The 26,233-nt window shown below is 61.5% G+C and carries 28 protein-coding genes; 12 read left to right on the top strand and 16 right to left on the bottom strand.

The features are described 5' to 3' along the window. Positions 1–103 precede the first annotated feature (103 nt). Positions 104–1,198, bottom strand: coding sequence for a heat-inducible transcriptional repressor HrcA (hrcA, locus tag ABID16_RS09975; RefSeq protein ID WP_354556195.1), 1,095 nt, complete (start codon positions 1,196–1,198; stop codon positions 104–106). Between the two features lie 151 nt (positions 1,199–1,349). Between hrcA and rph the strand changes: the two genes are divergently transcribed. Genes rph through hemW form a run of 4 tightly spaced genes read left to right on the top strand, consistent with a single transcriptional unit; the run spans position 1,350 to position 4,327 of the window. After that, complete coding sequence (gene rph, locus ABID16_RS09970) at positions 1,350–2,069, top strand: ribonuclease PH (RefSeq protein WP_230838894.1); 720 nt, start codon at positions 1,350–1,352, stop codon at positions 2,067–2,069. A gap of 8 nt (positions 2,070–2,077) precedes the next feature. Next, the gene (locus tag ABID16_RS09965; protein WP_354556194.1) at positions 2,078–2,497 is read left to right on the top strand and encodes a VOC family protein; all 420 of its coding nucleotides are present in this window, start codon (positions 2,078–2,080) and stop codon (positions 2,495–2,497) included. Position 2,498: 1 nt separating this feature from the next. After that, entirely contained in the window at positions 2,499–3,143 is a 645-nt protein-coding gene (gene rdgB, locus ABID16_RS09960; RefSeq protein ID WP_354556193.1) for an RdgB/HAM1 family non-canonical purine NTP pyrophosphatase, read from the top strand. After that, positions 3,140–4,327 (top strand): radical SAM family heme chaperone HemW, encoded by a 1,188-nt coding sequence (gene hemW, locus ABID16_RS09955; protein WP_354556192.1) that lies wholly within the window; start codon positions 3,140–3,142, stop codon positions 4,325–4,327. The genes rdgB and hemW overlap by 4 nt, the downstream gene beginning before the upstream one ends. Positions 4,328–4,332: 5 nt before the next feature. On the opposite strand, the gene tsaA is transcribed toward hemW, so the two are convergent. The 4 genes from tsaA to mutM form a co-directional block, all read right to left on the bottom strand. Next, positions 4,333–4,857 (bottom strand): tRNA (N6-threonylcarbamoyladenosine(37)-N6)-methyltransferase TrmO, encoded by a 525-nt coding sequence (gene tsaA, locus ABID16_RS09950; protein WP_354556191.1) that lies wholly within the window; start codon positions 4,855–4,857, stop codon positions 4,333–4,335. A gap of 107 nt (positions 4,858–4,964) precedes the next feature. Continuing rightward, positions 4,965–6,503 carry a chromosomal replication initiator protein DnaA gene (gene dnaA, locus ABID16_RS09945; protein ID WP_435532409.1) on the bottom strand — a complete coding sequence of 513 codons (1,539 nt, stop codon included), beginning with the start codon at positions 6,501–6,503 and terminating at the stop codon, positions 4,965–4,967. An 860-nt stretch (positions 6,504–7,363) separates the two neighbouring features. After that, positions 7,364–7,630 (bottom strand): 30S ribosomal protein S20, encoded by a 267-nt coding sequence (gene rpsT, locus ABID16_RS09940; RefSeq protein WP_109855996.1) that lies wholly within the window; start codon positions 7,628–7,630, stop codon positions 7,364–7,366. A gap of 180 nt (positions 7,631–7,810) precedes the next feature. Beyond that, positions 7,811–8,701: a bifunctional DNA-formamidopyrimidine glycosylase/DNA-(apurinic or apyrimidinic site) lyase gene (gene mutM, locus ABID16_RS09935; RefSeq protein ID WP_354556189.1), complete on the bottom strand. Its 891-nt coding sequence runs from the start codon at positions 8,699–8,701 to the stop codon at positions 7,811–7,813. Between the two features lie 174 nt (positions 8,702–8,875). Between mutM and ubiE the strand changes: the two genes are divergently transcribed. Together ubiE and ubiB are read left to right on the top strand one after the other, a co-directional pair. After that, positions 8,876–9,652: a bifunctional demethylmenaquinone methyltransferase/2-methoxy-6-polyprenyl-1,4-benzoquinol methylase UbiE gene (gene ubiE / locus ABID16_RS09930; RefSeq protein WP_354556188.1), complete on the top strand. Its 777-nt coding sequence runs from the start codon at positions 8,876–8,878 to the stop codon at positions 9,650–9,652. A 3-nt stretch (positions 9,653–9,655) separates the two neighbouring features. Then, a complete protein-coding gene (gene ubiB / locus ABID16_RS09925) occupies positions 9,656–11,230 on the top strand; it encodes a 2-polyprenylphenol 6-hydroxylase (RefSeq protein WP_354556187.1) in 1,575 nt (524 codons plus the stop codon). A gap of 193 nt (positions 11,231–11,423) precedes the next feature. Here ubiB and rlmN read toward each other — a convergent pair whose 3' ends face one another. From rlmN to ABID16_RS09895, 6 genes are all read right to left on the bottom strand, one after another. Then, on the bottom strand, positions 11,424–12,650 hold the full coding sequence (gene rlmN / locus ABID16_RS09920; RefSeq protein WP_354556186.1) for a dual-specificity RNA methyltransferase RlmN: 1,227 nt from the start codon (positions 12,648–12,650) through the stop codon (positions 11,424–11,426). A gap of 173 nt (positions 12,651–12,823) precedes the next feature. Continuing rightward, positions 12,824–13,459 (bottom strand): invasion associated locus B family protein, encoded by a 636-nt coding sequence (locus tag ABID16_RS09915; protein WP_354556185.1) that lies wholly within the window; start codon positions 13,457–13,459, stop codon positions 12,824–12,826. Between the two features lie 285 nt (positions 13,460–13,744). Next, positions 13,745–14,746 (bottom strand): alpha/beta hydrolase, encoded by a 1,002-nt coding sequence (locus ABID16_RS09910; RefSeq protein ID WP_354556184.1) that lies wholly within the window; start codon positions 14,744–14,746, stop codon positions 13,745–13,747. A gap of 5 nt (positions 14,747–14,751) precedes the next feature. Beyond that, a complete protein-coding gene (locus tag ABID16_RS09905) occupies positions 14,752–15,252 on the bottom strand; it encodes a DUF6622 family protein (protein WP_354556183.1) in 501 nt (166 codons plus the stop codon). Positions 15,253–15,406: 154 nt separating this feature from the next. Next, the gene (locus ABID16_RS09900) at positions 15,407–15,790 is read right to left on the bottom strand and encodes a YkvA family protein (RefSeq protein ID WP_354556182.1); all 384 of its coding nucleotides are present in this window, start codon (positions 15,788–15,790) and stop codon (positions 15,407–15,409) included. Positions 15,791–15,853: 63 nt separating this feature from the next. Beyond that, complete coding sequence (locus ABID16_RS09895) at positions 15,854–16,162, bottom strand: 4a-hydroxytetrahydrobiopterin dehydratase (RefSeq protein WP_354556181.1); 309 nt, start codon at positions 16,160–16,162, stop codon at positions 15,854–15,856. Between the two features lie 80 nt (positions 16,163–16,242). Between ABID16_RS09895 and ABID16_RS09890 the strand changes: the two genes are divergently transcribed. Then, positions 16,243–16,749 carry a low molecular weight protein-tyrosine-phosphatase gene (locus tag ABID16_RS09890; RefSeq protein ID WP_354556180.1) on the top strand — a complete coding sequence of 169 codons (507 nt, stop codon included), beginning with the start codon at positions 16,243–16,245 and terminating at the stop codon, positions 16,747–16,749. Here ABID16_RS09890 and thpR read toward each other — a convergent pair. Then, entirely contained in the window at positions 16,656–17,249 is a 594-nt protein-coding gene (gene thpR / locus ABID16_RS09885) for an RNA 2',3'-cyclic phosphodiesterase (RefSeq protein ID WP_354556179.1), read from the bottom strand. The two genes, ABID16_RS09890 and thpR, sit on opposite strands and share 94 nt — an antisense overlap. Before the next feature lie 120 nt (positions 17,250–17,369). Further along, positions 17,370–18,002 carry an arylesterase gene (locus tag ABID16_RS09880; protein ID WP_354556178.1) on the bottom strand — a complete coding sequence of 211 codons (633 nt, stop codon included), beginning with the start codon at positions 18,000–18,002 and terminating at the stop codon, positions 17,370–17,372. 94 nt (positions 18,003–18,096) lie between these two features. On the opposite strand from ABID16_RS09880, the gene ABID16_RS09875 reads away from it, so the two are divergent. The 4 genes from ABID16_RS09875 to ABID16_RS09860 all read left to right on the top strand — a co-directional run bounded on the left by ABID16_RS09875 (position 18,097) and on the right by ABID16_RS09860 (position 23,048). Next, complete coding sequence (locus tag ABID16_RS09875) at positions 18,097–18,801, top strand: ABC transporter ATP-binding protein (RefSeq protein WP_354556177.1); 705 nt, start codon at positions 18,097–18,099, stop codon at positions 18,799–18,801. Beyond that, entirely contained in the window at positions 18,798–21,341 is a 2,544-nt protein-coding gene (locus tag ABID16_RS09870) for an ABC transporter permease (protein ID WP_354556176.1), read from the top strand. Before ABID16_RS09875 ends, ABID16_RS09870 begins: the two co-directional genes overlap by 4 nt. 262 nt (positions 21,342–21,603) lie before the next feature. Further along, entirely contained in the window at positions 21,604–22,371 is a 768-nt protein-coding gene (locus tag ABID16_RS09865; RefSeq protein ID WP_354556175.1) for a Bax inhibitor-1/YccA family protein, read from the top strand. Between the two features lie 125 nt (positions 22,372–22,496). Further along, positions 22,497–23,048 carry a GNAT family N-acetyltransferase gene (locus ABID16_RS09860; RefSeq protein WP_354556174.1) on the top strand — a complete coding sequence of 184 codons (552 nt, stop codon included), beginning with the start codon at positions 22,497–22,499 and terminating at the stop codon, positions 23,046–23,048. A 4-nt stretch (positions 23,049–23,052) separates the two neighbouring features. On the opposite strand, the gene ABID16_RS09855 is transcribed toward ABID16_RS09860, so the two are convergent. The 3 genes from ABID16_RS09855 to ABID16_RS09845 form a co-directional block, all read right to left on the bottom strand. Then, positions 23,053–23,448 (bottom strand): DUF2794 domain-containing protein, encoded by a 396-nt coding sequence (locus tag ABID16_RS09855; protein WP_354556173.1) that lies wholly within the window; start codon positions 23,446–23,448, stop codon positions 23,053–23,055. A 78-nt stretch (positions 23,449–23,526) separates the two neighbouring features. After that, on the bottom strand, positions 23,527–24,264 hold the full coding sequence (locus tag ABID16_RS09850; RefSeq protein ID WP_354556172.1) for a DUF1223 domain-containing protein: 738 nt from the start codon (positions 24,262–24,264) through the stop codon (positions 23,527–23,529). A 90-nt stretch (positions 24,265–24,354) separates the two neighbouring features. Further along, positions 24,355–25,341: a P1 family peptidase gene (locus ABID16_RS09845; protein WP_354556171.1), complete on the bottom strand. Its 987-nt coding sequence runs from the start codon at positions 25,339–25,341 to the stop codon at positions 24,355–24,357. 131 nt (positions 25,342–25,472) lie between these two features. On the opposite strand from ABID16_RS09845, the gene ABID16_RS09840 reads away from it, so the two are divergent. Continuing rightward, entirely contained in the window at positions 25,473–26,171 is a 699-nt protein-coding gene (locus tag ABID16_RS09840) for an orotate phosphoribosyltransferase (RefSeq protein ID WP_354556170.1), read from the top strand. Positions 26,172–26,233 lie beyond the last annotated feature (62 nt).

Here is a 26,233-nt window from a genome sequence, read left to right as displayed (position 1 = left end):
TTTGCTTATCGCGTTTTGGGGGTTGCGCCCGATATCGATGTTCAGGCTCGAAAAATCAAGGCTTCAAAGCCGACTTGTTGACAATCGGACTGTTTGTTCGATGTCAGCCGGGCGAACTCAGCTTGGAAATCAGTTGCGCCGTGTAGTCTACCATCGGGACGATGCGCGCATAGTTGAGCCGGGTCGGGCCGATCACACCCACCGCGCCGACGATCTTCTGCTCGCTGTCACGATAGGGCGCGACGATCAGCGAGGAGCCGGAAAGCGAGAAGAGCTTGTTTTCCGAGCCGATGAAGATGCGCACCCCCGGCCCCGTTTCGGCGAGGTTCAGAAGGTCGATCAGACTTTCCTTGCGCTCCAGATCATCGAAGAGCATGCGCAGGCGATCGATATCGGCCTGGTCGTCGAGCCCTTCGATGAGGTTGGATTGTCCGCGCACGATGAGCCGCGATGTCTGGTCAAGCTCGCTCGTGCCGGACCAGACGGCGAGACCGCGCTCGACGAGATCCTGCGACAGCGTATCGAGCTCGGTCTGAATCGTTTTACGAATGACCTCTGTCTGATTGCGGATTTCCGCCAGCGTGTAGCCAGAAACATGCGCATTCAGGAAATTGGCCGCTTCGGTAAGTTGCGAACTCGTGGTACCCGCAGGCAATTCAATGATACGGTTTTCAACCTCGTCATGCTCGCCAACCAGAACGGCAAGCGCCTTGGTTGGCCCCAGCCGGACGAATTCGACATGGCGGAGAACCGGATCGTTCTTCGTGGTGACCACCAGGCCCGCGCCGCGCGACATGCCGGAGAGCATGCGGCTTGCCTCGCTCAACAGATTGTCTGCCTGCGGGCCTCGCTCGGCAGAGCGCATCTGCGCCTCGATGGAGGTCCGTTCTTCCGGCGACAAATCGCCGACCTGCATGAAGGCATCGACGAAGAAGCGCAGCCCCAGCTGTGTCGGCAGGCGGCCGGCGCTGATGTGCGGCGAATAGATGAGGCCCAGTTCCTCCAGATCGCTCATCACGTTGCGCACGGAGGCGGGCGAGAGCGACATGGGCAGAAGGCGCGAGAGATTGCGCGAGCCAAGCGGCTCGCCGTTCTGCAGATAGGTTTCCACAATGCGCCGGAAAATCTCGCCCGAGCGCTCATCCAGCGTGCGGCCCGTATCCAGCGTCTGACCGATCCGTCTATCCCAACCGATCATGTGCCCTGCATGCTCTCCACCAGTCCTTGGTGTTGAAATATAAACATCGACGGCGTCTGCGCAAACAGGATTTGAAAACCGGAGCGCCGTTTTTCTTTGCAAATGGCGGGTTCGGGTCTTAGAAGAGCGCAAAACAATCAAGGAGACATCCATGAGGCCTTCCGGACGCAAGACCGACCAGATGCGCAAGGTGACGTTTGAGCGCGGTGTATCCAAGCACGCCGAAGGTTCCTGCCTCGTCAAGTTCGGCGATACGCATGTTCTGTGCACGGCCAGCCTTGAAGACAAGACGCCGCCGTGGTTGAGGAATTCCGGCAAGGGCTGGGTAACGGCCGAATACGGCATGCTGCCGCGCGCCACCGGCGATCGCATGAAGCGCGAAGCCGCCAGCGGCAAGCAGGGCGGACGCACGCTGGAGATCCAGCGCCTCATCGGCCGCTCGCTGCGTGCCGTGGTCGATCTCGAAGCGCTCGGCGAACGCCAGATCACCGTCGACTGCGACGTGATCCAGGCGGATGGCGGCACACGCACGGCCTCGATCACCGGCGGCTGGATCGCGCTGCGCGACTGCCTGAAATGGATGGAAACGCGCGGCATGATCAAGATGGATCGCGTGCTGAAGGACCATGTCGCGGCAATTTCCTGCGGCATCTTCGCGAACCAGCCGGTCATCGACCTCGACTATCTGGAAGACTCGTCTGCCGAGACCGACGCGAACTTCGTCATGACGGGCGCGGGCGGCATTGTCGAAATCCAGGGCACCGCGGAAGGCAAGCCTTTCTCGGAAGAGGAATTCGCGACCCTGATGGGTCTGGCCAAGGCCGGCATTGCCGATCTCGTGACCCTGCAGAAGGAAGCCGTCTCGGCTTGAGGAGACGCATGGCCGGGGCTCAACGCATCGAAGGCATTCTGGAGACAGCGCTTTACGCCGCCGATCTCCACGCTGCGGCGGATTTCTACGGCCGGGTTCTCGGCCTTCAGGAAATCACCCATGTCGAAGGCCGGCATATCTTCTTCCGCTGCGGGCAAGGCGTTCTCCTGATTTTCAATCCGGATGCGACGGAATTGCCGCCGCATAATCTTGACATGCCGGTTCCGCAGCACGGCGCACGCGGCGTGGGTCACGTTTGTTTCCGCGTCGCGGGCGAGGAGATGGACGCTATGCGCGCCCGTCTCGAGGCGGAAGGCGTGCCGATCGAAGCCGATTTCCGCTGGCCGAACGGCGCGCGGTCCCTCTATTTTCGCGACCCGGCCGGCAACAGCCTGGAATGCGCCGAAGCCAAACTCTGGAACCTTTGACATGCGCAAACTCGATACCCGCACCATCGTCGTTGCCAGCCACAATGCCGGCAAGATCCGCGAAATCAACGACCTGATCGGCCCGTTGGGTTTTACCGCGACGTCCGCCGCCGAACTGAACTTCGCCGTGCCTGACGAGACGGGCACGACATTCGAGGAGAATGCCGCGATCAAGGCGCTCGCCTCGGCAAAGGCTGCCGGCATCCCGGCCCTTTCGGACGATTCCGGCCTTGTCGTCGATGCGCTCAATGGCGCGCCGGGCGTTTACACCGCCGATTGGGCGGAAACCGGGGACGGTACACGCGACTTCCAGATGGCGATGCAGAAGGTCGAAACCGCGCTGCAGGAAAAGGGCGCAGCCATCCCGGAAAAGCGGACCTGCCGCTTCGTCTCGGTGCTCTGCCTCGCCTGGCCCGACGGGCATACGGAAATGTTCCGCGGCGAAGTGGAAGGCACGTTCGTCTGGCCGCCGCGCGGGACCGCCGGTTTCGGCTACGATCCGATCTTCCAGCCGGAGGGCTATGGCGTGACGTTCGGCGAAATGTCGGCAGAGGAAAAGCATGGCTGGAAACCGGGCGACAAGGCTGCTCTCTCCCACCGCGCCCGCGCGTTCAAGCTCTTCGTCGAAACCTGCCTTGAGGCATGATGATGCTCGGCGCTGACGGCCATATCCTCCCCGATACGGGCGATCCCGGCTTCGGCGTCTATCTGCATTGGCCTTTCTGCGCGGCCAAATGCCCCTATTGCGACTTCAACAGCCATGTGCGCCACCAGACGGTGGACCAGCCGCGCTTTGTCGAGGCCTTCCTGAAAGAGATGGCCGCCGCGCGGGAGCTCACCGGCCCGCGCACCGTGACCTCCATCTTCATCGGTGGCGGCACGCCCTCGCTGATGCAGCCGGCGACCGTCGAGGCGATCCTGAGTGGCGTTGCCAACACCTGGCATGTGCCGGCCGGGATCGAAATAACGCTTGAGGCTAACCCGTCGAGCGTGGAGGCGGAGCGTTTTCGCGGCTACCGCGCCGCCGGCGTCAATCGCGTTTCCATGGGCGTGCAGGCGCTGAACGACAAGGATCTCAAGTTCCTCGGCCGGTTGCACAATGTCGAGGAAGCGCTCACCGCGATCCGGCTGGCGCGCGAGATCTTCCCGCGCATGTCCTTCGATCTCATCTATGCCCGGCCCGGCCAGACGGTCGAGGAGTGGAGCCGCGAGCTTGTCGAAGCGATCAATCTCGCCGTCGATCACCTGTCGCTCTATCAATTGACCATCGAGGAAGGCACGCCCTTCTTCGGCCTGCACAAGGCGGGCAAGTTTACCGTGCCCGATGGCGACCAGTCGGCAGCGCTCTATGAGGCGACGCAGGAGATCACCGCGCGCCACGGCATGCCGGCCTATGAGGTGTCCAACCATGCCGTGCCGGGTGCTGAAAGCCGGCACAATCTCACCTATTGGCGCTATGGCGACTATGCCGGCATCGGCCCCGGCGCGCATGGGCGCATCTCGCGCGGAACACAAAAGATCGCGACCGCGACCGAACGGAACCCGGAAGCCTGGCTGTCGCTCGTGGAAGCGCGTGGCCATGGCATGATCGATCACGAGCTTCTGGGCTATGAGGAACAGGCCGACGAACTGCTGCTGATGGGGCTTCGGCTCCGTGAAGGCGTCGACCTCGCGCGCTGGCAGGCGCTCTCCGGCCGCGACCCGGACCCTAAGCGCGAGCAGCTGCTGCTCGACCATGGATTTATCGAACGCCTTGGTAATTCGCGCCTGCGCTGCACGCCGTCCGGCATGCTCATTCTGGATAGCGTGGTGGCTGATCTCGCCTGCTGAAAGCATCACGCCTTCTGGCAATAATGCGCCGTGTCGCTCTCGCCCGTCTGGAAATCTCCTGCCTGTGGCGGAGCAATCGGCTTGAATAGCGTGCGATCCGGTTTCAGGTCGAGAAGTGGAGTGCCGTCGAGGCAATCGAGGCCACGCACGAAAAGCCGGTTGCCTTCGATCTTATCCAGAACAACGATTGAGGTGCCGATCGGGTTGGGCCGCACGGGCGTGCGCAAGGAGAACGTGCCATGGATCTTGCCGTTCGACGCAGGGCTTTGCAGGACCAGATCGCGGCGCGAGCGGTCGAGCCAGTAGAGCACTTCCAGCCGCTCGAATTTCGCCACCCCTTCCAGCGCCCGGTCCCAAGGCTCAAAGACATCGATCACGCAGACCGGCCCGTCATGGCGGCCCTGTCGCGGGGTTTCCATGCGCGAGGTCCAGGGCGTTGAAATCCGGCCGATGAATTCCAGCCCGGCATCCTGCGCCGACGGCGGAGCAACGGCCACCTCATTCTCGCGGATTTCGTTTTCGCGGATCATGATCGCCTCCAGCGTTATATTGCTCTGAATATAGCGTGGACTTCGGACCGTACAAACGAAAAAGGCCAGCATCGCTGCCGGCCTTTTTGAATAGATAGCCTGATCGACTATTCGTTGATCAGGCGCTTCAGGAGCTCGATTTCATGGCTGAGCTTCTGGTCGCCGGTGATCAGCTCTTCGATCTTGCGGACGGCATGGAGAACCGTGGTGTGATCGCGTCCGCCGAAGCGACGGCCGATTTCCGGGAAGGAACGCGGGGTCAGTGTCTTGGACAGATACATGGCGATCTGGCGCGGCTTGACGATGACGCGGGTGCGGCGGTTGGAGACGAGTTCCTGACGCGACACGTTGTAGTGACGGGCCACCACGCGCTGGATGTCCTCGATGCGGACGCGGCGGGGTTCGCCGGCACCGACCAGATGGGCCAGCAGTTCGTCGACGCGTTCCATCGACAGGTCCGGCTCGAACGAGCGACGGAACAGAAGCTGGTTGAATGCGCCTTCCAGCTCGCGGCCGCTTGCGGTGACACGACGGGCGACGTGATCGAGCACGCCCTCGGCGATATCGAGCGACGGGTCATCCATGCGAGCGACTTCGAGGCGACGCTTGAGGATTTCAAGGCGCATTTCGTAGTCGGGCGCTTCCATCTCGATGGCAACGCCACCCTGGAGGCGCGAACGGACGCGCGGATCGAGCGATTCCAGCTCCCACGGCGCGCGGTCGGCGGCAACGACGACCTGACGGGCGCTGTCGAGCAGCGTGTTGAGGAGATGGCAAAACTCGTTCTGGATCGACTTGCCCTGCAGGAACTGCATGTCGTCGATGATCAGGAGATCGATATTGCGGAGCGATTCCTTCAGCGACAGCGCATCGTTGTCGCGGATGGCGGCGGCGAAGCGCCACATGAAATATTCAGCCGTCAGATAGACGACGCGCGGATTGCGCGGGCTGGTGATGGCAGCCGCCGCAATGGCCTGCAGAAGATGCGTCTTGCCAAGGCCCACGCTCGAATGAACGAAGAGCGGATTGAAGCGCACGGCGCCGGCACCGGCTTCGGCAATCGTCTTGGCAGCGGCAAGCGCGACGCGGTTGGAGCTGCCCTCGACAAAGGAAGCAAAGGTGTAGCGTGCATCAAGCGGCGAGCCGAAAAGCGGCGTTGCGGCGCTGGCCTGCCACGAAGACGGCGCTACAGACGACGCAATCTGGGCGATCGGCTGGGCGGACGGACGGCGGGCTGCCTGCGGCTGCGACGTCTGAACCGGCGTAGCATCAGCTACATCGTCATCTGTTGCCACCTTGGAGGCACGGGCCGCCGTGCGGACCAGGATTTCGACCTTCATGATCTCCGCATCTTCTTCCTGGAAGAGCGCGGTGATGAGATCGAGATAACGGTTATTGATCCAGGACTTCAGAAATGTCGTAGGAACAGTCAGTCTGACGACGCTCTTCGAAACGGAATGCAGTTTCAGTCTGCCAAACCAGCTTGCATAGACGTCAGTACCAACCTTGGCTTTGAGCCGCGCACTGAAACGCTCGAACAAAGCGTTATTTACCATTGTCTGAACGTTCCCCGCCGCTTGAATTTCGGACGAACCGATCACTGGCGCTGCGCCGCTTTCGCGTGCGCGCACCGATGCTTGTGCCATCGTCATGAGCCGCCTCTCTAACTTCTCTTATCCACACCGACCAGAGCCTCGTATCTCTCTTGGCCGGGCTGTCATTCCAAAAATCGGTCCACTCCGCCCCGAACAGACCGACTACGCATATTACTCGTTACGCACCTTCCGTTTCCGGTTCAGCCCAGCCTGGCGCAAGCTTCGCTGCCTATTCCGGCAGCAAGAAGGCTCATGCCTCGGCAAGGCCGGGTCAGGTCACCCGCCTCGTTCCTTTCACGCTCCGGATGCACCTCTCCCGCAACCGGCTCGCCAGACACACCAAGAGAACAGGCCCGAAACCATGGGCCAGGTTTTCATGCGTGACCAACCGTGAAAACGCAGACCCGTACAGGGTCAGCTACAGAGCACTCAACCGTTTCGTAAACAGGTATTCCCCATACGTTGCGATCATTTTGTCCGGCGTTGTCCGCCCTCTGTTGGGTGCATTTACGCAGGATCGTTTGGAAAGATCAATCGCGTTTTTTACGCAATTTTAACTCGCGACCATTGACTCAAGGAGCGAGTTTCTGTCCCCACCAAGCCTTCCAAAAAGAATCGCTTTTGAATCAAGGAGATTCGTTTTCGCGGCGTGGGAGGGGGCTCGAAATGCAAAAAAATTAATTTTTTTCTTGACTCAAAAATAGGCCGACCTCCCCTTAAGTGAGGTCAGGAACGGCTTTGTCACCTTCGCCAAGATATTGAAAATAAAATGTTTTTTATGTCAGCATCCTGTCATGATCGAAACTGATGAATGACAAGCGGACGACGCAATGATGACAGCGGGAGAGGAAACGACAAAAAGCCCGGTCAGACGACCAGGCTCTTTAAATCACAAAATTTCGATCAGATGATCAGGCCGAAAGAGCCTTCACGCGGCTCGCAAGACGCGAAACCTTGCGCGATGCCGTGTTGGCATGAACAACGCCGCGGCCGGCAGCGCGCATCAACTCGGGCTGAGCAGCGCGGAGCGCTTCCTGGGCGAGCTTTGCGTCGCCGGAAGCGATTGCTTCTTCAACCTTGCGGAGGAAAGAACGAACGCGCGAACGACGAGCCTTGTTGACGTCGGTGCGGCGAGCAATCTTGCGGGTCGCCTTCTTCGCAGAAGCTGTATTGGCCATATGTGCCTCTCTTACAAACTCGATATGCTACCACCCTGCCGCGCTCGGTCGCCAGACCATTCGTCAGAACTCAAGTGGAAGCGTTTGACGGAAAGCACCGGAACGGCGGCTTTCCAAACGGTTGGCGGGCATATAACGGGAAAGCGGCCGCCCGTCAACGCGCAAAATGCGAAGCTGCCCCTATTTCTGGCAAGCGGCGCAGAAGAACGTCGAGCGGCCCGACTGCACGATGCGCTCCACCGGACGACCACAACCCGGATTGGGACAGGCCTCGCCCTCGCGATCATAGACCCGGAACGTATGCTGGAAATAGCCGAGCGAGCCATCCGTCTGAATATGGTCACGCAGGGACGAGCCGCCGGCGACGATAGCTTCTGCAATGACATCGCGGACGCATTCGGCGAGGAGCCCAAGCTGCGGCTTTGGCCTGCCCTTCCTGTCGACGAGCGTTCCCGCCGCCCGTTTCGGCGAAAGCCCTGATCGGTGCAGCGCCTCGCAGACATAAATGTTGCCGAGCCCGGCAATCACCGTCTGATCGAGCAGTGCGGCCTTCAGGGGCGCCTTCTTGTCCGCAAAGGCTGTGGCTAGCACCTCTGCGCTAAGGCTGTTTCCGGTGGGCTCCGGCCCGAGGCTGGCAAGATACGGATTGTCGGCCAGCCTGGCGGTCTCTTCCAGCAGAAGGAAGCCGAAGCGGCGCGGATCATTATAGATGACGCGGGCGGGCTCATTCGCACGGGCGAGATGAAAGACGACATGGTCGTGCTTCTCGTCCTTGGAGCGCGCATGGTGAAATTCGCCGGGAGTCGCAGGCTCGCCGCCCGCTTCGATGCGGAACGATCCCGACATCCCGAGATGAGCAATCGCGGTCAGCCCGCCTTCGAAGTGGATCAGCAGGTATTTCGCCCGGCGGCTCAGGCTTTCGATCTGCCGGCCGGCGAGCGCATCCGCCATTCCGGGCGTAAAGGGAAAGCGCAGGTTTTCGCGGCGCAGTTCCAGCCGCGTCAGCCGCGCGCCTTCCATGGTGGGCGCAAGGCCGCGCCGGACGGTTTCCACCTCGGGCAGTTCGGGCACGGTAACCTCTTTCGTTCAATTCTATTTCTCGGCGCGGCAATCTGGTCTATAGACGCCGCATCACGTTGCGGTGCAAAACCGCATGTCCATATATAGGTGTGCCTGCGAATAGCGCCCAAGAGGCGAATGCGCCAGAGCCTGATGCCGACGAACGAAAAACCGGAGCCTGAACCCATGAACGAGAGCCGCACCTCTGCAAACGGTGGCATGGAAACGTCCTATGGTTTTCGTGAGGTCGCCGATGGCGAGAAGCAGAGCCTCGTCAACGATGTCTTCCACAAGGTCGCCAAGCGCTACGACATCATGAACGATGTCATGTCGGCGGGCCTGCACCGCGCGTGGAAAGAGGCGATGGTGGCCTCGCTCAACCCGCGCCGCGACCCGTCCTATCGCGCACTCGACGTTGCCGGCGGCACGGGCGATATCGCCTTCCGCATTGTGGAAGCCTCGGGCCGTCAGGCCCATGTGACCGTGCTCGACATCAACGGCTCGATGCTGGGTGTCGGTGCCGAGCGGGCGGAAAAGAAGGGTCTCTCGCCGAACCTTGATTTCGTCGAAGCCAATGCCGAAAGCCTTCCCTTCGAGGCCAATTCCTTTGACGCCTACACGATCGCCTTCGGCATTCGCAACGTTCCGCACATTGATGTGGCACTGAAGGAGGCCTATCGCGTGCTCAAGCGCGGCGGGCGGCTTCTCGTTCTGGAATTCTCCGAAGTTGAAATGCCGCTGCTCGATACGTTCTACGACCAGTGGTCGTTCAAGGCGATCCCGCAATTCGGCAAGATGATCACGGGTGATGCCGAGCCCTATCGCTATCTGGTGGAATCGATCCGCAAGTTCCCCAATCAGCGCGATTTCGCGACGATGATCAGCGAGGCCGGCTTCTCGCGCGTGAATTTCACCAATTATACGGGCGGTATTGCCGCTCTTCATTCCGGCTGGAAACTCTGATCGATGGCCGGATTGACGTCTTATGCCCGGCTTGCCCGCGTCGGCTGGGTTCTGGTTCGCGAAGGCGTTGTCGGCGCGTTCCCGTCGGAAGGCCTGCCCGCGCCAGCTCGCACGGCAAAGGCGTTTCTGGAGCTTTTCGCGCGCAATCGCGCCCGCGGCAGCGCCCGCTCGGATAATCTCGCCCGCGCGGTCGAGCGGCTGGGTCCGTCCTATGTGAAGATGGGGCAGTTTCTGGCCACCCGTCCCGATGTCATCGGGCAGGAATTTGCTGCCGATCTCGCGCTGTTGCAGGATCGCATGGCGACCTTCCCGATGGAGCAATCCGTCGCGCAGATCGAAGGCTCGCTGGGCCGTAAGGCGGACGATCTTTTCGCGCATCTCTATAATCCGGTCGCGGCAGCCTCGGTCGCGCAGGTCCACCCGGCGGAAATCTTGGTCGACGGTGTCGAGCGCAAGGTCGCCGTCAAGGTTATCCGCCCCGGCGTGCGCCAGCGTTTCGCGGCCGATCTCGAAGCGATGTATCTCGTTGCCGAGATGCAGGAGCGGTTCCTGCCCAAATCGAAGCGCCTGCGCCCCGTCGAGGTGACGCGGACGCTCGAACAGACGACGCGGATCGAAATGGACCTGCGGCTGGAAGCGGCGGCGCTCTCCGAAATCGCTGAGAACACCAAGGACGATCCGGGCTTCCGCGTGCCCGCCGTCGACTGGGAGCGCACGGGGCGCGATGTCGTCACCATGGAATGGATCGACGGCGTCAAGATGTCTGATATCGCCGGCCTGCGTGCCGCCGGTCACGATCTCGACAAGCTGGCTGACACGCTGATCCAGTCGTTCCTACGCCATACGCTGCGCGACGGCTTCTTCCACGCAGACATGCACCAGGGCAATCTCTTCGTCGAGGCGGATGGTACCCTCGTCGCCGTTGATTTCGGCATCACGGGCCGTCTGGGGCGGAAAGAACGGCGTTTCCTCGCCGAGATCCTCTACGGTTTCATCACCCGCGACTATATGCGCGTCGCCGACGTGCATTTCGAGGCGGGCTATGTGCCGGCCCACCATGATCATGCGAGCTTCGCCCAGGCCATCCGCGCCATCGGCGAGCCGATCCACGGGCAGTCGGCCGAAACGATCTCGATGGCGAAACTGCTGACGCTGCTTTTCGAAGTCACCGAGCTTTTCGACATGGAGACGCGACCCGAACTGCTGATGTTGCAGAAGACGATGGTGGTGGTCGAGGGCGTCGCGCGCACGCTGAACCCGCGCTTCAACATGTGGAAGGCATCGGAAGAAGTGGTCGGCGACTGGATCCGGGACAATCTCGGGCCGAAGCGCATTGTCGGCGATCTGAAGGACGCCGTCGGCGCCGCGATCCGCCTTGCCGAAGCGCTGCCGGAGATTGCGGCAAAGACCGAGAAGTTCCATGCCGAGGTCATGCACATGACCGAGAACGGCTTGCGCTTTGATGCGAGCACGGCTGAAGCCATCGGCAAGTCCGAGGCAAAGCACTCGCGGCTGGGGCGCGTGGCGCTGTGGGTGATTGCGGTCGCGAGTGTTTATATCGCGTGGAAGGTTGGGTAGACCCCTCCTCTCCCCTTGTGGGAGAGGATAGTAAGCCCGTACGAGCCGCAGGCGAGTGCTGGGCGCGCTTGGTGAGGGGTGAACTTTTCAACATCGGAGCCAAATCGCGACCCCTCACCTGCGATTTCTAACACTTAGCTAAAGCTAAGATGTTGAAATCGCTTCCTCTCCCACAAGGGGAGAGGACAAAGCCTCAATCATCCTCGCCATGATTGGCGATCATCATAGCCTGCAATGCAAGCCGTTCGGTCTTGCGCATGCGCTCCGATTCCGACTTCAGCTGGCCGCAGGCGGCGAAAATGTCGCGGCCGCGCGGCGTGCGGATGGGCGAGGCATAGCCGGCGGCGTTGACGAAATCGGCGAAGGCCTCGATCGTCTCCCAGTCGGAACACTCGTATTTCGAGCCCGGCCACGGGTTGAACGGGATCAGGTTGATCTTGGCCGGTACGCCCTTCAGGATCTTCACCAGATCGCGCGCATCGGTCAGGCTGTCGTTGACGCCCTTGAGCATTACATATTCGAAGGTGATGCGGCGCGCGTTGGACAGGCCCGGATAGGCCCGGCAGGCTTCCATGAGTTGCTTCAGCGGATATTTCTTGTTGATCGGCACAAGCTCGTCGCGCAGCGCATCGTTGGTGGCGTGCAGCGAGATCGCCAGCATGACACCGATTTCCTCGCCGGTGCGGTAGATTTCCGGCACGACGCCGGAGGTCGACAGCGTGACGCGACGGCGCGAGAGCGAGAGCCCGTCGCCATCGGTGGCGATCAGCAGCGCCTTCTTCACCTCTTCGAAATTGTAGAGCGGCTCGCCCATGCCCATCATCACGATATTGGTGATCTTGCGGTCCGACGAGGGCAGGATGCCGCCCTGCGGTGTTTCGCGGTCCGGGAAGTCGCCCAGCCGGTCGCGGGCGAGCAGAAGCTGCGAAAGGATCTCTTCCGCCGTCAGGTTGCGCACGAGGCGCTGCGTGCCGGTGTGGCAGAAGGAGCATGTGAGCGTGCAGCCGACCTGGGACGAGATGCAGAGCGTGCCTCGACCCTCTTCCGGAATATAGACCGTCTCCACCTCGACCGGACGGCCGGCGCCGCGCGCCGGGAAGCGCAGCAGCCATTTGCGGGTGCCGTCGTTGGAAATCTGCTCCTCGGCGATTTCCGGGCGCTGGATGGTGAAATGCTGCTTCAGCAGCGCGCGCAGATCCTTGGCGACATTGGTCATGTCGTCGAAATCGGAAATGCCGCGAATGTAGAGCCAGTGCCAGATCTGGCTGACGCGCATCTTGACCTGACGCTCGGCCACGCCCTTCTCGACGAGGGCGGCCGCCAGCTCTTCGCGCGACAGACCGATCAGCGAGGGCTTTTCGGACAATTCAAAAACGGGCTTCGCCGGGGCTCCCGGCGCGGCAAGATCGAGACTGACCATAAGAGACATCCTTGGGCGCGGCACGAAACCGGGGGCCTGCGCATCATTTGGGGCGCTCTCTAGCACCATTTTCCCGCCGCGTCAGCCCCTCACGTTCGAAACGACTTGAGGGCCGAAAACAACAAAGCCGGCGCGAAGGCCGGCTTTGAAAGCATAGGACCGGATGGCAGAGCTTACTTGCAGGTTTCGATCTGCTTCAGCGCTGCCGAAATACCGGAAAGCGAATAGGTGTAGGAGGTCGGCGTGCCGCGCGAGGAGACGGCATCGACTTTGAGGCTGTGGCCGGACTTGAGGGCTGCGACCAGCGCCGGTTCTTCGGCAGCGTTTTCGAGCCAGGCCGACTTGTCCTTGATGAACATCGTGTAGGACTTGGTATCGACCGTGACCTTGACCTTGGAGCCGGCCTTCAGCGCATAGCCCACCATGACCTGCGGTTCGTAGGAGATGTTCTGGCCGGGACGCTGGGTGACCAGGAAGAAATTGTCGCCATGCTCGAGCTTGGCCGGAGACTTTTCAGCCGGAACCGAAAGAACGTAGCAGACCTTGTTGGCGCCGGATGTGTAGGAATAGGCGCCCCAGGCGTTGAACTGCTGGATGCGGGTCGGGCCGCCGGGAGCTGCGGCTTCCTTCTTGTCGCCGGACTTCTTGTCGGTCGACTTCTTGTCGGCCTTCTTGTCGGCGGGCTTCTTGTTGGCCGACTTTTCGGTCTCCTTGGCGTCCTTTGCCGCTACAGTCGTCGCGGACAGGGTGACGGCCGATGCAGTTGCCAGGATGATGGAAAGAGCGAGTGCTGTTTTGCCTGCGAACATAACTTCCTACCGATTGTTTCCGTCCATGCGAAAAAGCCGAACAATGCCGGCCGTTTATGACGATTTGAATTAATTTAGCTTAATTCGGGTTACCAAACCGTCAACAAGAGACTGCTTCGCCACAAAATCGGTCGAGAGCGGCATATTCCACACGGTCATTCGTGCCGGAATGGCGCGAAGCGCTTCCCTTGTGCAGATGAATGGCCTGCGAATTCGGGCGACATTGGGGCGGTCGAGCCGCCCCAATCGGTTTTGCGCGAAAATGGCCTGGCGTTGTCCTGCCCGTCAGCGCGCGATCTGCCGGTGAACATAGGCGCGGATGAGATCGGCGGTCGCCTGCGTGTTGATCAGACCGAGGTGATCGACGCCGTCGAGGACGTGATATTCGCCATTCGGATTGACCGCCGACAGGGTCGGTTCGAACTGATCGGCGCGGAATGCCTCGTCCTCTCTGCCAGCCACCAGCAGGAAGGGCGGAAGCCTGGCGACGTCGCCGAGATAGTCGCGGCGCGGCGCATAGGAAACGTTGAGCCGCCAGCTATAGGCCGTCGTTGCCGCCTTGCCCTGCGGGCTTTCGAGAACCGCGCGCGGGAAACGGAAGGTGACGACCGTCAGTCCATCCAGCGCATGAATGCCGAGAGCGTTGAGGACGGAAAGCCCGATAGCCCGGCGCACCAGCGCCTGCGACCAGCCGCCGGCATTGTCGCGCATGGTGGGCGCCTTGTAGTTCAAGAACGGCGAGAGAAGGACGACACCATTCGGCATCCCGCCATACTTGCCACCGGCGAAGCGGATGACGAAGCCGCCGCCGCTGGAATGGCCAGCGAGGATGAGCTTCTGTCCGGGCTTCAGCAGCTGTTTGGCGAGTGCTGCGACATCGTCCTCCATCTGGCCGATATAATCGACATCGCCGCGCCTTTGCGGCGAAGGACCGTGGCCGCGCAGATCGGGAACGGCAACCGCGATATCGCCATCGCCGGCGATCTGGTGGGCGAGCCACTGGTAACTCCCGCCATGCCAGCCGGAGCCGTGAACCAGAATGACGAGCGGCGCATTGTCCGACTTCGCCGGGATATAACGATAGCCGAGGTCCGTGCCGTCTTCCGCCTTGTAGGGCAGAAGCGGAAGCTCGACCTGTTCAGGCGGAAGCACGGAGTTGAAGTTGAGCGTGTCGGCATCCTTGTTTGCAGGCTCAGGGCTCTGGCTGAAGACCAGCGCGAGGGCGACAAGGGGGATCGCTGCGAGGATGGCGAGGGTGACGGTGAGGACACGAAGGGCGGTGTTCATCTCCTTCACGCTGTCTTGGTGTTCAGATAGGCAACGGCGCGGCCCATCATGAAGCAGGAGGATGTGGCGTTCACGAAGCCATAAAGGAAGCGCAGGTTGTCGCTGGCGCCGAGATCGGGATTGATCGCCGAGACGACCGCAATCCCGTAATTGACGATGAAGATCGCAAGGATCAGTCCGAGCGAGAACCATTCGCCCTCAATCAGCAGCCTGTCGGCAGCGATACGGCGAGCTTTGCGGCCGGGCTTGACGAGCATCAGCAGGCCGAAAGCGGCGATGAGGCCGGCGACCGTGCCCATCAGTGCAGGCTCGGCAAATCGTCCCATGACGAGACGGATGACGGCAATCGCCACGAAAAGCGCCGCCGGGATGATGATGCGGGAGACGGAGAGTTCGCGGGTCCTGGTGCGTTGCAGGCCGAGATAGACGAGGGCGGCGAGAATGAGCCAGACCCAGAGCGGGGTGTGGGTGACAATGCCGATGGCATATTGGGTTGCGTATTCCATGACGATGTTCCGTTCTTTGGAGGTCTCGGGACCGCAGCGGGTTCCGTTGACCACAGTCATCGTCGAACTGCGGGGCATTCTCAAACGGACATGAGCGAAGCGGCACCGATCTTTCGCGAGTGGTGACAACCGTCACTTCGCGAAGCGCGAGTTGCTATGCCGAGCCTTCCTTGTGGTCTTCGAGCGCCGCCCGCGCCTTGTCGTAATGCTCGGGTTTCATGTACGCGCGCACCGAACTGATCGCCATGGTGAGCACGGCAAGGTCGTCGGAAAAGCCGATCACGGCGATGAAATCCGGCACCAGATCGATCGGGGAGACGAAATAGGCGAGCGCGGCCAGCAGAATGCCGCGAACCCTGGTCGGCGTTGTCGGATCGAGGACGCAATAGTAGGCGGCCACCACGTCTTCCCCAAATGGCAGGACGCGAACGGCGCGCTTGAAGGCGGGCCAGAAGCCCTTGCGGACCTTTGCCGACTGCTTTTCCTGCGTGTCCGGATCGCCCGGCATCAGGATCTCACCATATTTGATGTCGTCCATGCGAAGCCTCTTGCCGCCCGTCAAATGCGGGCCGCCATGATGTAATGATCGGCAGGCCCGGTTTCAAATCCGGTAATGTGCTTCCGCGCGATCCATTTCCAGCGCGAGCTGGAAGTCCAGCTCCGTCAGGCCGCCCGAGGAATGGGTGGAGAGCGAGACATCCACCGTCGCATAGGAATTCTTCCAGTCGGGATGATGGTCGAGCTTTTCGGCCACGAGCGCGCATTGCGTCATGAAGGCGAAGGCCTCGCGGAAGTTCTCGAAGCCGAAGGTCTTGGAGATGACCTTTCCGCCCTCCTCCAGATGCCAGCCGCTGTGGGACTTCAGCTTCTCTTGCACTTCGCTCTCGTTGAGCTTAACCCGATTGACCATCATCAACTCCCTGTTTCTCGCGCAATTCCGGGCGAAGGACCGCTTCACGCTTTTGCGGAATTGCTCTCAACGGTAAACGCATGAACGACGTTTCGGTTCTTTTTGTTTGTCTCGGCAATATCTGCCGGTCTCCACTGGCGGAGGGGGTGTTTCGCCATATCGTCGCGCAGCACGGCCTTGCCGGTCGCGTCACCACGGATTCGGCAGGCACCGGCGGCTGGCATACGGGCGAGGCGCCGGACCGGCGCTCGATTGCGGTCGCGGCGCAATACGGCATCGACCTGTCGAAGCTGAAGGCGCGCCAGATCAACAGACGCGACTTCCAGAGCTTCGACCTCATCCTCGGCATGGATAGTTCCAACGTCGCCAATATCCGCCGCGTCGCACCGGAAGAGGCGCGCGGGCGCGTCCATCTCTTCTCCACGCTGACGCTTGGAAAAAGCTTTGACGTTCCCGACCCCTATTATGGCGACGCGTCAGATTTCGAGCGCGTCTACCACATGATCTCGGAGGGCTGCGTGTCCCTCGCCGAAATGCTGAAATCGTCCGACATGTCCGCGAGCGGGAACACCTCCTCGGTCAGGTAGGGACCGCCGCCCACGGAATCGCGCGATGACAGGAGCACGAAGCGTGGAACGAGAAAGGGCGCCGTGTGGAAGTCACCGCGCCCTGCAAGATAGTGTACGACATCATCGACCCGTGACGAACGCAGCCTCGCCAGCGTCACATGCGGCGTGAACTTGCGTGGGTCCGGGGGCAGGCCGATCCGCTGGCAGATCCGCTCGATTTCGGCCTGGAGCGCAGACATCTCCTCGTTGGGGGAAACGCCGGCATAGACCGAATGCGGCTTCTTCGATCCGAAGGAGCCTGTGCCGGAAAGCTGGAGGGAGAATTCGGGGCGGTCGATGCGGTCGAGGCGATCGACGATTTCATCTGCGGTGCGATTATCGACATCCCCGATGAAGCGCAACGTGATGTGATAGTTCTCGACGTCTATCCATCTGGCTCCGGGGAGACCACCGCGCAGCAATGAGAGGCTCATGGCCGCATTGCGCGGAATTTCGAGGGCGGTAAACAGTCTGGGCATGACGAGCTCCCCGAATCTATTACTCGAACAATGCTAGCGAATCACGCAATTGCGAAATGCGCAAGACAAAAGGGAAAACGCTTGTGGAACGAATAGTTTCACGCAAGCGACAATTTTGACTTACTTCGCTGGAATCGATTTCAGAAAGGCCTCGGCAGTCGGCAGAAATGCTGCGACTGCGGCGTCCACACCCTTCGCATTCGGGTGCATGCCATCGTCCAGTTTCAGTTCGGGTTTGAGCACGTAAGCCTCGACAAACAGGGGATAGAGCGGCGCACCGTAGGCTTTGGCGAGATCGGGAAAGATCGGATTGAAGCGGGCGGCATAGTCGGGACCGAGGTTCGGCGGCGCCTGGATGCCGGCGAGAAGAACGGCAATCTTGCGCTCCTTCAGCCGCGTCATGATCGCGTCGAGATTTTTCTTCGTGTCTTCCGGCGCCAGGCCGCGCAGGGCATCGTTGGCGCCGAGTTCCAGAATGACACCATCCGTGCCGTCGGGGATCGACCAGTCGGCACGCGCCAGCCCGTCGCCCGTCGTGTCGCCGGAAACGGCGGCATTGGCGATGGTGACATCATAGCCCTTGGCCTTCAATGCCGCTTCCAGCTTGGCGGGAAAGGCGTCGGCGGCAGGCAATTGATAGCCGGCCATGAGGCTGTCGCCGAAGGCCACAAGCTGGATCGTCCTTGCCGCTGCCTGCGATGCCCACAGAAGCGTGGCCGCGAGCAATATTCCCATCGACGCTTTAAAACGCATCTTCCTCACCCTAAATTGCGTATTGCTTTCCGAACCGGCTGCACGCCAGCCTGCTTCCGCAACACTACGTCGCATTGATATAGGGCAGATTTTCGTGACCGACACCATTATCCGCCTGAAAAAGGCCGACCTGACGCTCGGGCTCTCGGCCGCTTCGGTCCATGTGCTGAAAGACGTCGACCTCGAAATCGCCCGCGGGCGCTCGGTGGGCATCGTGGGTCCATCGGGTTCCGGCAAGTCGACACTGCTCATGGTGATGGCGGGGCTCGAGCGGGTCGATAGCGGCGAGGTCGTGATCGACGGCGCGCCCTTTCATCAGATGAGCGAGGACCAGACGGCTGCGTTTCGCGGCCGCAACATCGGCATCGTGTTCCAGTCGTTCCACCTGATCCCCAACATGACGGCGCTGGAAAATGTCGCCGTGCCGCTGGAACTCGCAGGTGAGGCGAAGGCCTTCGACATTGCCCGCAAGGAGCTTGAGGCGGTCGGTCTCGGCGCGCGCATGGCGCATTATCCGGGTCAGCTTTCGGGCGGCGAGCAGCAGCGCGTGGCGATTGCCCGTGCGCTTGCCCCCTCGCCCGCACTCCTCATCGCCGACGAACCGACCGGCAATCTCGATGGTGAGACCGGGCGGCAGATCGCCGATCTTCTGTTCGCCAAGCAGGCGGAGCGCGGCATGACCATGCTTCTCGTCACCCACGACCCGTCGCTTGCCGCGCGCTGCACCGAACAGGTTCGCATGCGTTCCGGCAGGATCGAGACCGATGCCCCGACCCACCGCGAAACGGTGCAGGCATGAGTGCCACGACGCGTTTCCGCCTCGCTTTCAGGCTGGCGCTGCGCGAAATGCGCGGCGGCCTGAGCGGCTTCTACATTTTCCTCGCCTGTATTGCGCTCGGCACGGGAGCCATTGCCGCCGTCAATTCGGTCGCCGGCTCCGTTACCGGTGCGATGCAGGAGCAGGGCCAGACGATCCTGGCCGGCGACATCCGCTTCCAGATCAACAACCGCGATGTGACGCCGGAGGAGGAGGCCTATTTCAAGAGCTTCGGCGAGGTCTCCCGCTCCGACACGATCCGCTCGATGGCCCGCAAGGCCGATGGCAGCGACCAGACATTGTCGGAAGTGAAGGCCGTCGATGGCGGCTACCCGCTCTACGGCACGCTGCAGTTTGAGCCCCAGACGAGCCCTGCGGAGGCGCTTGCCCAAAAGGACGGCACCTTCGGTGTGATCGCCGCGCCAGATCTCCTGGACCGACTGAAGCTCAAGGTCGGCGACGGCCTTCTGGTCGGCAACGCCAAGCTCCGTATCACCGGCTCGCTCGTCAAGGAGCCCGATGCGCTTTCGGAAGGCTTTGCCTTTGCGCCGCGCCTGATCGTCAGCCGCGATGCGCTTGCCGCCGCCGGGCTGCTGCAAACCGGAAGCCTCGTCGAGCATGTCTTCCGCGTGAAATTGCCGGTCGGCACGCCGATGCCCACAGAGTTGAAAAAGAAGACGGACGCCGCCTTCCCCAATTCCGGCATCCGCATCGCCACCAGCAAGAATGCAGCACCGGCGCTCAACGACACGATCAGCCGGTTCACCGAATTCCTGACGCTGGTGGGCCTCACGGCGCTGATCGTCGGCGGCTCGGGCGTGGCGAATGCCGTGCGCGCCTATCTCGATTCCAAGCGCGGCGTCATTGCCACGTTCAAATGCCTCGGCGCGCCAGCCTCGACAGTGACGCTGATCTACATGCTGCAGATCCTGATGATTGCGGCGGTGGGCATTCTCGCGGGGCTCGTGCTGGGGGCCGTCGCCCCGATGATCGCCAACAGGTTCCTGGCCGAATATCTGCCCGTAGACCCGACGCCAGCCCTATTTCCAACGGCCCTGCTCATTGCCGCGCTTTTCGGCCTGCTGACCGCAGCCGGTTTCGCCATCCTGCCGCTCGGTCGCGCCCGCGATGTGCCGGCGACGGCGCTTTTCCGCGAACAGGGTTTCGAGCCGACGCGCTGGCCGGCGCGGCCATTTGCGCTTGCGGCCGGGGTTGTCTTCCTCGCAATTGCGGGACTCGCCGTCTTTACCGCGCAGGACCGTCGCATTGCGCTCTATTTCCTCGGCGCGATCATCGTCGCTTTCGTGATCCTGCGGCTCGTGGGCATCGGCATAGCGGCACTTGCCCGCCGCAGCCCCTCCTTCCGCTCGCCTGTCGTGCGGCTGGCGCTCGGGAATATCCATCGTCCCGGCGCCCTGACCGGCCCGGTCGTGCTGTCTCTCGGTCTTGGCCTCATGCTGCTGGTCACGCTGGCGCTGATCGACGGCAATATGCGGCGCGAGCTTCAGGGCAGCATGGCCGTGCGCGCGCCGGACTATTTCTTCATCGATATCCAGAGCCGCGATCTGGCCGGCTTCGAGGACGTCGTGAAAAAGAGCGCTCCGACCGCCAAGCTCGTTGAAGCGCCTATGCTGCGCGGCCGGCTCACCGCGTTGAACGGGACGGACGTCTCTCAGATCAAGGCTGCTGAAAGCGTCCGCTGGGTGCTGAACGGTGACCGGGGAATCACCTATTCCGACAGCGTGCCGGAGAACGCGACCGTGACTGAAGGCGCGTGGTGGCCGAAGGACTATACCGGCGAGCCGCTCGTCTCCTTCTCCGAGGAAGAAGGCAAGGAGCTGGGCCTGAAGGTCGGAGACACCGTGACCGTCAACGTGCTTGGCCGCCAGATCACGGCCAGGATCGCCAATATGCGGAAAGTCGACTGGCGCTCGATGGGGATCAATTTCGTCATGGTCTTCACGCCCTCGACCTTCAAGGGCGCGCCGCATGCCTGGCTTGCAACGCTGACGGGATCGGATGCCGAGCGTTCAGCCGAAAACTCCGTCGTTCATGCTGTCACGAACGCCTATCCGGGTGTCACGACGATCAACATCAAGGACGCCATCGACACCGTGACCAAGCTGACGGGCCAGATCGCGCTGGCAATCCGGGTGGCGGCGAGCGTGGCGCTGATCTCTTCCGTGCTGGTTCTGGCCGGCGCGCTCGCCGCCGGAAATCGCGCCCGCATTCATGATGCCGTGGTGCTGAAGACGCTGGGCGCGACACGGCGCACGCTGATCGCAGCGTTTGGGCTTGAATATGCACTGCTGGGTCTCGCCACAGCGATCTTCGCCCTGATCGTCGGGGCGGCCGCATCCTATGGCGTGGTGCATCTGATCATGACATTGCCATGGCACTTCGATCCCTGGACTGCTGTTCTGACCGCCCTTCTGTCGCTCGTCGTGACGGTCGGCGTCGGGCTCATCGGAACATGGCGGGTGCTGGGACAGAAAGCCGCACCGGTTCTTAGAGAGCTATAGTAAATAATGCTAAGTCTACAAAAGTAACGAGAATTTTAGATTCTGAACTCTTGCGGAACTTGAGCTTGCACCTCATATTCAACGCATCGGCGTGAAGACCGTCATCGGGCTTCACAATGCACGATGCGCATATTGGAGAGTTAGAGCGTCCGTTGCGCATCCGTTGGATGCACGACGCTCTAAATCAACATGGCGGGATTGCGCCTCAAAATGCTTTTTCCGACATGCAAATCGGGCACAAAGCCCCCTTTGAGAGGAAACAATGGCTGAACTTCGCAACTTCCAAACCGGTACGCAGTCCGGCGTGATGGTTGACCAGGGCCTTCGCAGCTACATGCTGAAGGTCTACAATCTCATGATGTTCGGTGTGGGTATCACCGGTGTCGCCGCTTACGTCACGACGCTTCTGACCACGACCAACGATCCGTCGCAGGCCGCCGCCACGATGCGCGGCGGCGTGATGCTGACCCAGCTCGGCGTAGCACTCTACACCTCGCCCCTGCAGTGGGTGATCATGCTGGCGCCGTTGGCGCTCGTGTTCTTCCTGAGCTTCCGCATCGACAAGATGAGCGTATCAGCAGCGCAGGGCACGTTCTGGGCCTATGCAGCGCTTCTCGGCGTCTCGCTGTCCTCGATCCTGCTCGTCTACACGGCGGCCAGCATCACGCAGACCTTCTTCGTGACCGCTGCCTCGTTCGGTGCGCTGTCGCTTTACGGTTATACGACGAAGCGGGATCTCAGTGGCATGGGTTCCTTCCTGGTGATGGGCCTTTTCGGTGTCATACTTGCCTCGTTGGTCAACCTGTTCTTGCAATCGTCGGGCCTAGAATTCGCGCTCTCGATCATCGGCGTGCTGGTCTTTGCCGGCCTGACCGCTTGGGATACGCAGAAGATCAAGGAAATGTATTACGACGCAGACGATGAAGTCACCTATGGCCGCAAGGCCGTGATGGGCGCGCTGACGCTCTATCTCGACTTCATCAACCTGTTCCTGTTCCTGCTGCGCTTCCTCGGCAACAACCGCAATTGATCGCGCGCAGACTTGAGCTATAACGAAAGGCGGCCTCCGGGCCGCCTTTTTTGTTGCCTTAAGGCTTGCCTTCCGAGCAATACCGGACGCGAAACCGGTTCTCATTTTTGTTGGAGTTGTTCTCGATGCCCTTCTCGATCCGTGACGCTGCGGCGCGCGATCTTTCCGCCATTACAGAGATTTATCGCGAATCCGTCCTCAACGGCACGGCGACCTACGAGCTCGATCCGCCGGATCAGGCCGAGATGACGGCGCGCTTCGAGACCATTACCGGGCGGGGCTATCCATACGTGGTTGCAGCCGGCGAAGACGGGACCATTGTCGGCTATGCCTATGCTTCCGCGTTCCGGACGAGACCGGCTTATAACTGGCTGGTGGAGGATTCGATCTATCTGGCCCCCGCTGCACGTGGACAGGGGATAGGCCGCGCACTGGTCAACGAACTCGTCACCCGCTGCACGGCGCTCGGCTTCCGCCAGATGGTCGCCGTCATCGGCGGCTCCAGCCCGGCTTCGATTGGTGTTCACCGCGCGGCTGGCTTCGAAATGTGCGGCACACTGAACGCAACCGGCTTCAAGCTGGGGCATTGGCTCGACACGGTGTTCATGCAGATTGCACTGGGCGAAGGCGCGGAGACGGTACCGGATGTCGCGGCCTATCCGGGGACGTTGAAGTAGAGCCTCAAGTCTCGACCAGCTTCAGCACCTTGTCGAAGACCTTCAGCACCTGTTTGAGGTCCTGCCCGCGCTTGAGCACCTTGCCGGCCGTGTTCACGACGCTGAACGCGCCCTGCTTGTTGGCGAGCCGCGGGTCCTTGATGATCTGGTAGAGCGGCAGTTCGCCGGAGCGCTTGAAGACAGAGAAGACAGCCACGTCGCGCAGGTGGTCGAGCGCATAGTCCTTCCACTCGCCCTCGCCCACCATACGACCGTAAATCCAGAGGATCATGTCGAGTTCGCGGCGATGAAAGGTAACGGGAAGAGGGTCCTTCGCGTACTTGTATTCGCGAAGGTCAATGACGTCGGCCGAATTCGTTGGCCTTGCTCGGTCCCGCTGCAAATCGGGTTGATCGTCCAAGGGGCGCGCTCCGCATCATGACATTTCGATGTCAGTTTGCCTGACTTGCAACAAAATGCAAGCGTGAAGGCAAGGGAGTTATTGCGTCCAGGCCATCAAGCCCACGGCGCCCAGAATGGCGCCCGGCTCGCCATTGGGGCCGGTCTGCTGCAGGAGAACCGCGCAACCGTCGTGTTCGCGCACTTCCATGGCCGACATGGGCAGTTTCAACTGCAGGGCCTCACCCTTCCACATGCCGACCGTCTCCACTGCGGTGACGCTGTTGACATAGGTGATCGTCTTGCCGGCGTTTTCGCCGCGTGTGATCGGCACGGTTTGCTTGCGCTTGAAATAGGCGACAACGACATCGCCCGTCCCTTTGCCGGCCCCGACGGAAATATCCATTTCCTTGCCGTTGATCGAGGCCTGAACCGGAACTGCGAGGCCTTGACCTGCCGTGTCGAGCTTTTTCAACCCCGCTTCAATGGCGCCGCGATCAGCGCCGTTAACATCTGTGCGCCCATTCAGAACCGCCTGCGGCGTATAGACATTCGACCGGCTCATCGTGGCGGCATAGCCATATTGGCGGCCCGTGTTCTGTTTGGAGGAAAGCGTGTCGGCCCAGCCAAGATAGTTCCAGTAGTCGACGTGATAGGACAGCGCCAGAAGGTCTCCCCGGCGCAGAAGCTCGCCCAGGACTGCATCGGCCGGTGGGCAGGAGCTGCAGCCTTGCGACGTGAACAGCTCGACGACTGCCTTGGGCGCAGCTACTTCCTCCGCGCGGGCGCTGGCCAGCGGCAGAAGAGAGACGGCGATCAAAAGGGCAAGCCGGTTCACGGGCGGATACTCACATCAATATTTCAATCTTTGCGCGACCATACGCTCTTCAGTCCTTCACTGCCAAATCACATTGGGGTGAATTATAAGTCAGCCGAAGCGATCTCTCCATGCTGGCTGGCTTCCCGCCTGCGGCAGCGCGGTCGCGGTATGAACACCGCGCGCCACGGCACGGGCCATGACGAGCGTGGCCAGATGGCAAAGCTCGAAATAGTCGCCGGCGTTTGCAATCTGTCTTTCGCCGGTTGCAGCCGAAAAGACCGTGTCGCCATCGGCAGGCAGGTGGGCCGGCAGGATGGCGCGGGCGAGCCCGTCATGCGCCATGATGGAAAGGCGATGGGTCTGTGCCTTGGTGAGCTGCGCGTTTGTCGCCACCACGCCGATTGTGGTGGACGTGAGGTTCAGGCCCTTGATGCGCATGGCATAGTCGTTTTCAGTGAAGCTCGCCGGCAGGCCGAGACCGCCGAACTCCCCTTCCCTCTCGAAGGGTGCGGCCCAGAAATGCGGCCCCTCGCCCACCACCGCCGAGCCGAGTGCGTTGACGGCGACAATCGCCCCGACCGTCAGCCCGTTTTTCGTCGTCGCCGAAGCCGAGCCGAGACCGCCCTTTAACGTGCCCGTCGTCGCGCCCGTTCCCGCACCGGCAGAGCCGAGATCGAAGACGCCGGATCGCGCAGACCTGTAGGCATCGTAACCCATATCCCGATAGGGCGATTGCAGGCCCCAATCCTTGTTGCCGCCATTGAGCAAGTCCATCAGGATCGCCTGCGGCACGATCGGCACGCGGACATTGCCGACCTCGAAGCCGCGTCCATCGGCGCGAAGACCGGCCTGTACGCCACCCGCCGCATCAAGCCCGAAGGCCGAGCCGCCGGAGAGCACGAAGGCATCCACCTGCTCGACCATCATCGACGGATCGAGCAGTGCCGTATCGCGTCCACCCGGCGCGCCGCCCAGCACCGTTCCCGAGGCCGTCACGGGCTTGTCGAAAACGATCGCCGTCACACCCGAGCCGAGCTCGAGATCGGTCGCGTGGCCGATGGAAATTCCGGCGATGTCGGTGATGAGATTGAACATGGCGGCCTCCTTTTTGCGGCGGATAAGATCATGACGAAAGACGCCAAGGAAGGGCGAAAAGGGTCGCAGCGGACTGGAATTTGCTCGCATCGCCTGCTATGCGCCTGAAAGTTCAGGCAGGAGAGCGCGCGATGTTCCAGAACACCTTCCCCGACAAGGCCGTGATGGCCGATCTGATGGCGAAAATGCTGTGGGAGTGCAAGGCCGTGCATTTCCGCCCAGAGCAGCCCTACAAGCTGGCGTCGGGGCTGCACAGCCCAGTCTATATCGACTGCCGCAAGTTGCTTTCCTATCCGCGCATTCGCTCCGCCATCATGGATTTTGCCGCCGCGACGCTGCTTTCCGACGTCGGCTTCGAGCAATTCGACTGCATCGCCGGCGGCGAGACGGCGGGCATTCCCTTCGCGGCGCTTCTGGCCGACCGGCTGGCCCTGCCGATGATCTATGTACGCAAGCAGCCGAAGGGTCATGGGCGTGGCGCGCAGATCGAGGGCGTGATGCCGGAAGGCGCGCGTGTGCTGGTCATCGAGGACCTGACCTCGGCCGGCACCTCGATCTTCACCTTCATCAATGCCGTGCGCGCTGCCGGCGGCGTGGTCGATCACGGCATGGCGCTGTTCTTCTACGGCATCTTCCCGGAAGCCGAAGCGCGCTTCGTCAACGGCAAGATCCAGATGCATCATATCGCCACCTGGCGGAACGTGCTGAAGATCGCGCGCGAACAGAAACTGTTCGACGATGAAAAGCTGGGCTCCGTCGAGGAATTCCTCAACGCGCCGGTGAAGTGGTCGGCGGCTCATGGCGGCGTTTCGGAACTGCCGACCGCCTGATTTCATCCAGTTTTAATGTGCGGGGCCTTGGCTTGCGGCCAGCCCTGCATTAAATCGATTAA

The sequence above is a fragment of the Limnomicrobium aquaticum genome (assembly GCF_040545545.1).
In the GTDB taxonomy this organism is placed as follows: Bacteria; Pseudomonadota; Alphaproteobacteria; order Rhizobiales; family Rhizobiaceae; genus Ensifer_A; species Ensifer_A aquaticum.
This window is presented reverse-complemented; position numbering and strand designations above follow the sequence as displayed.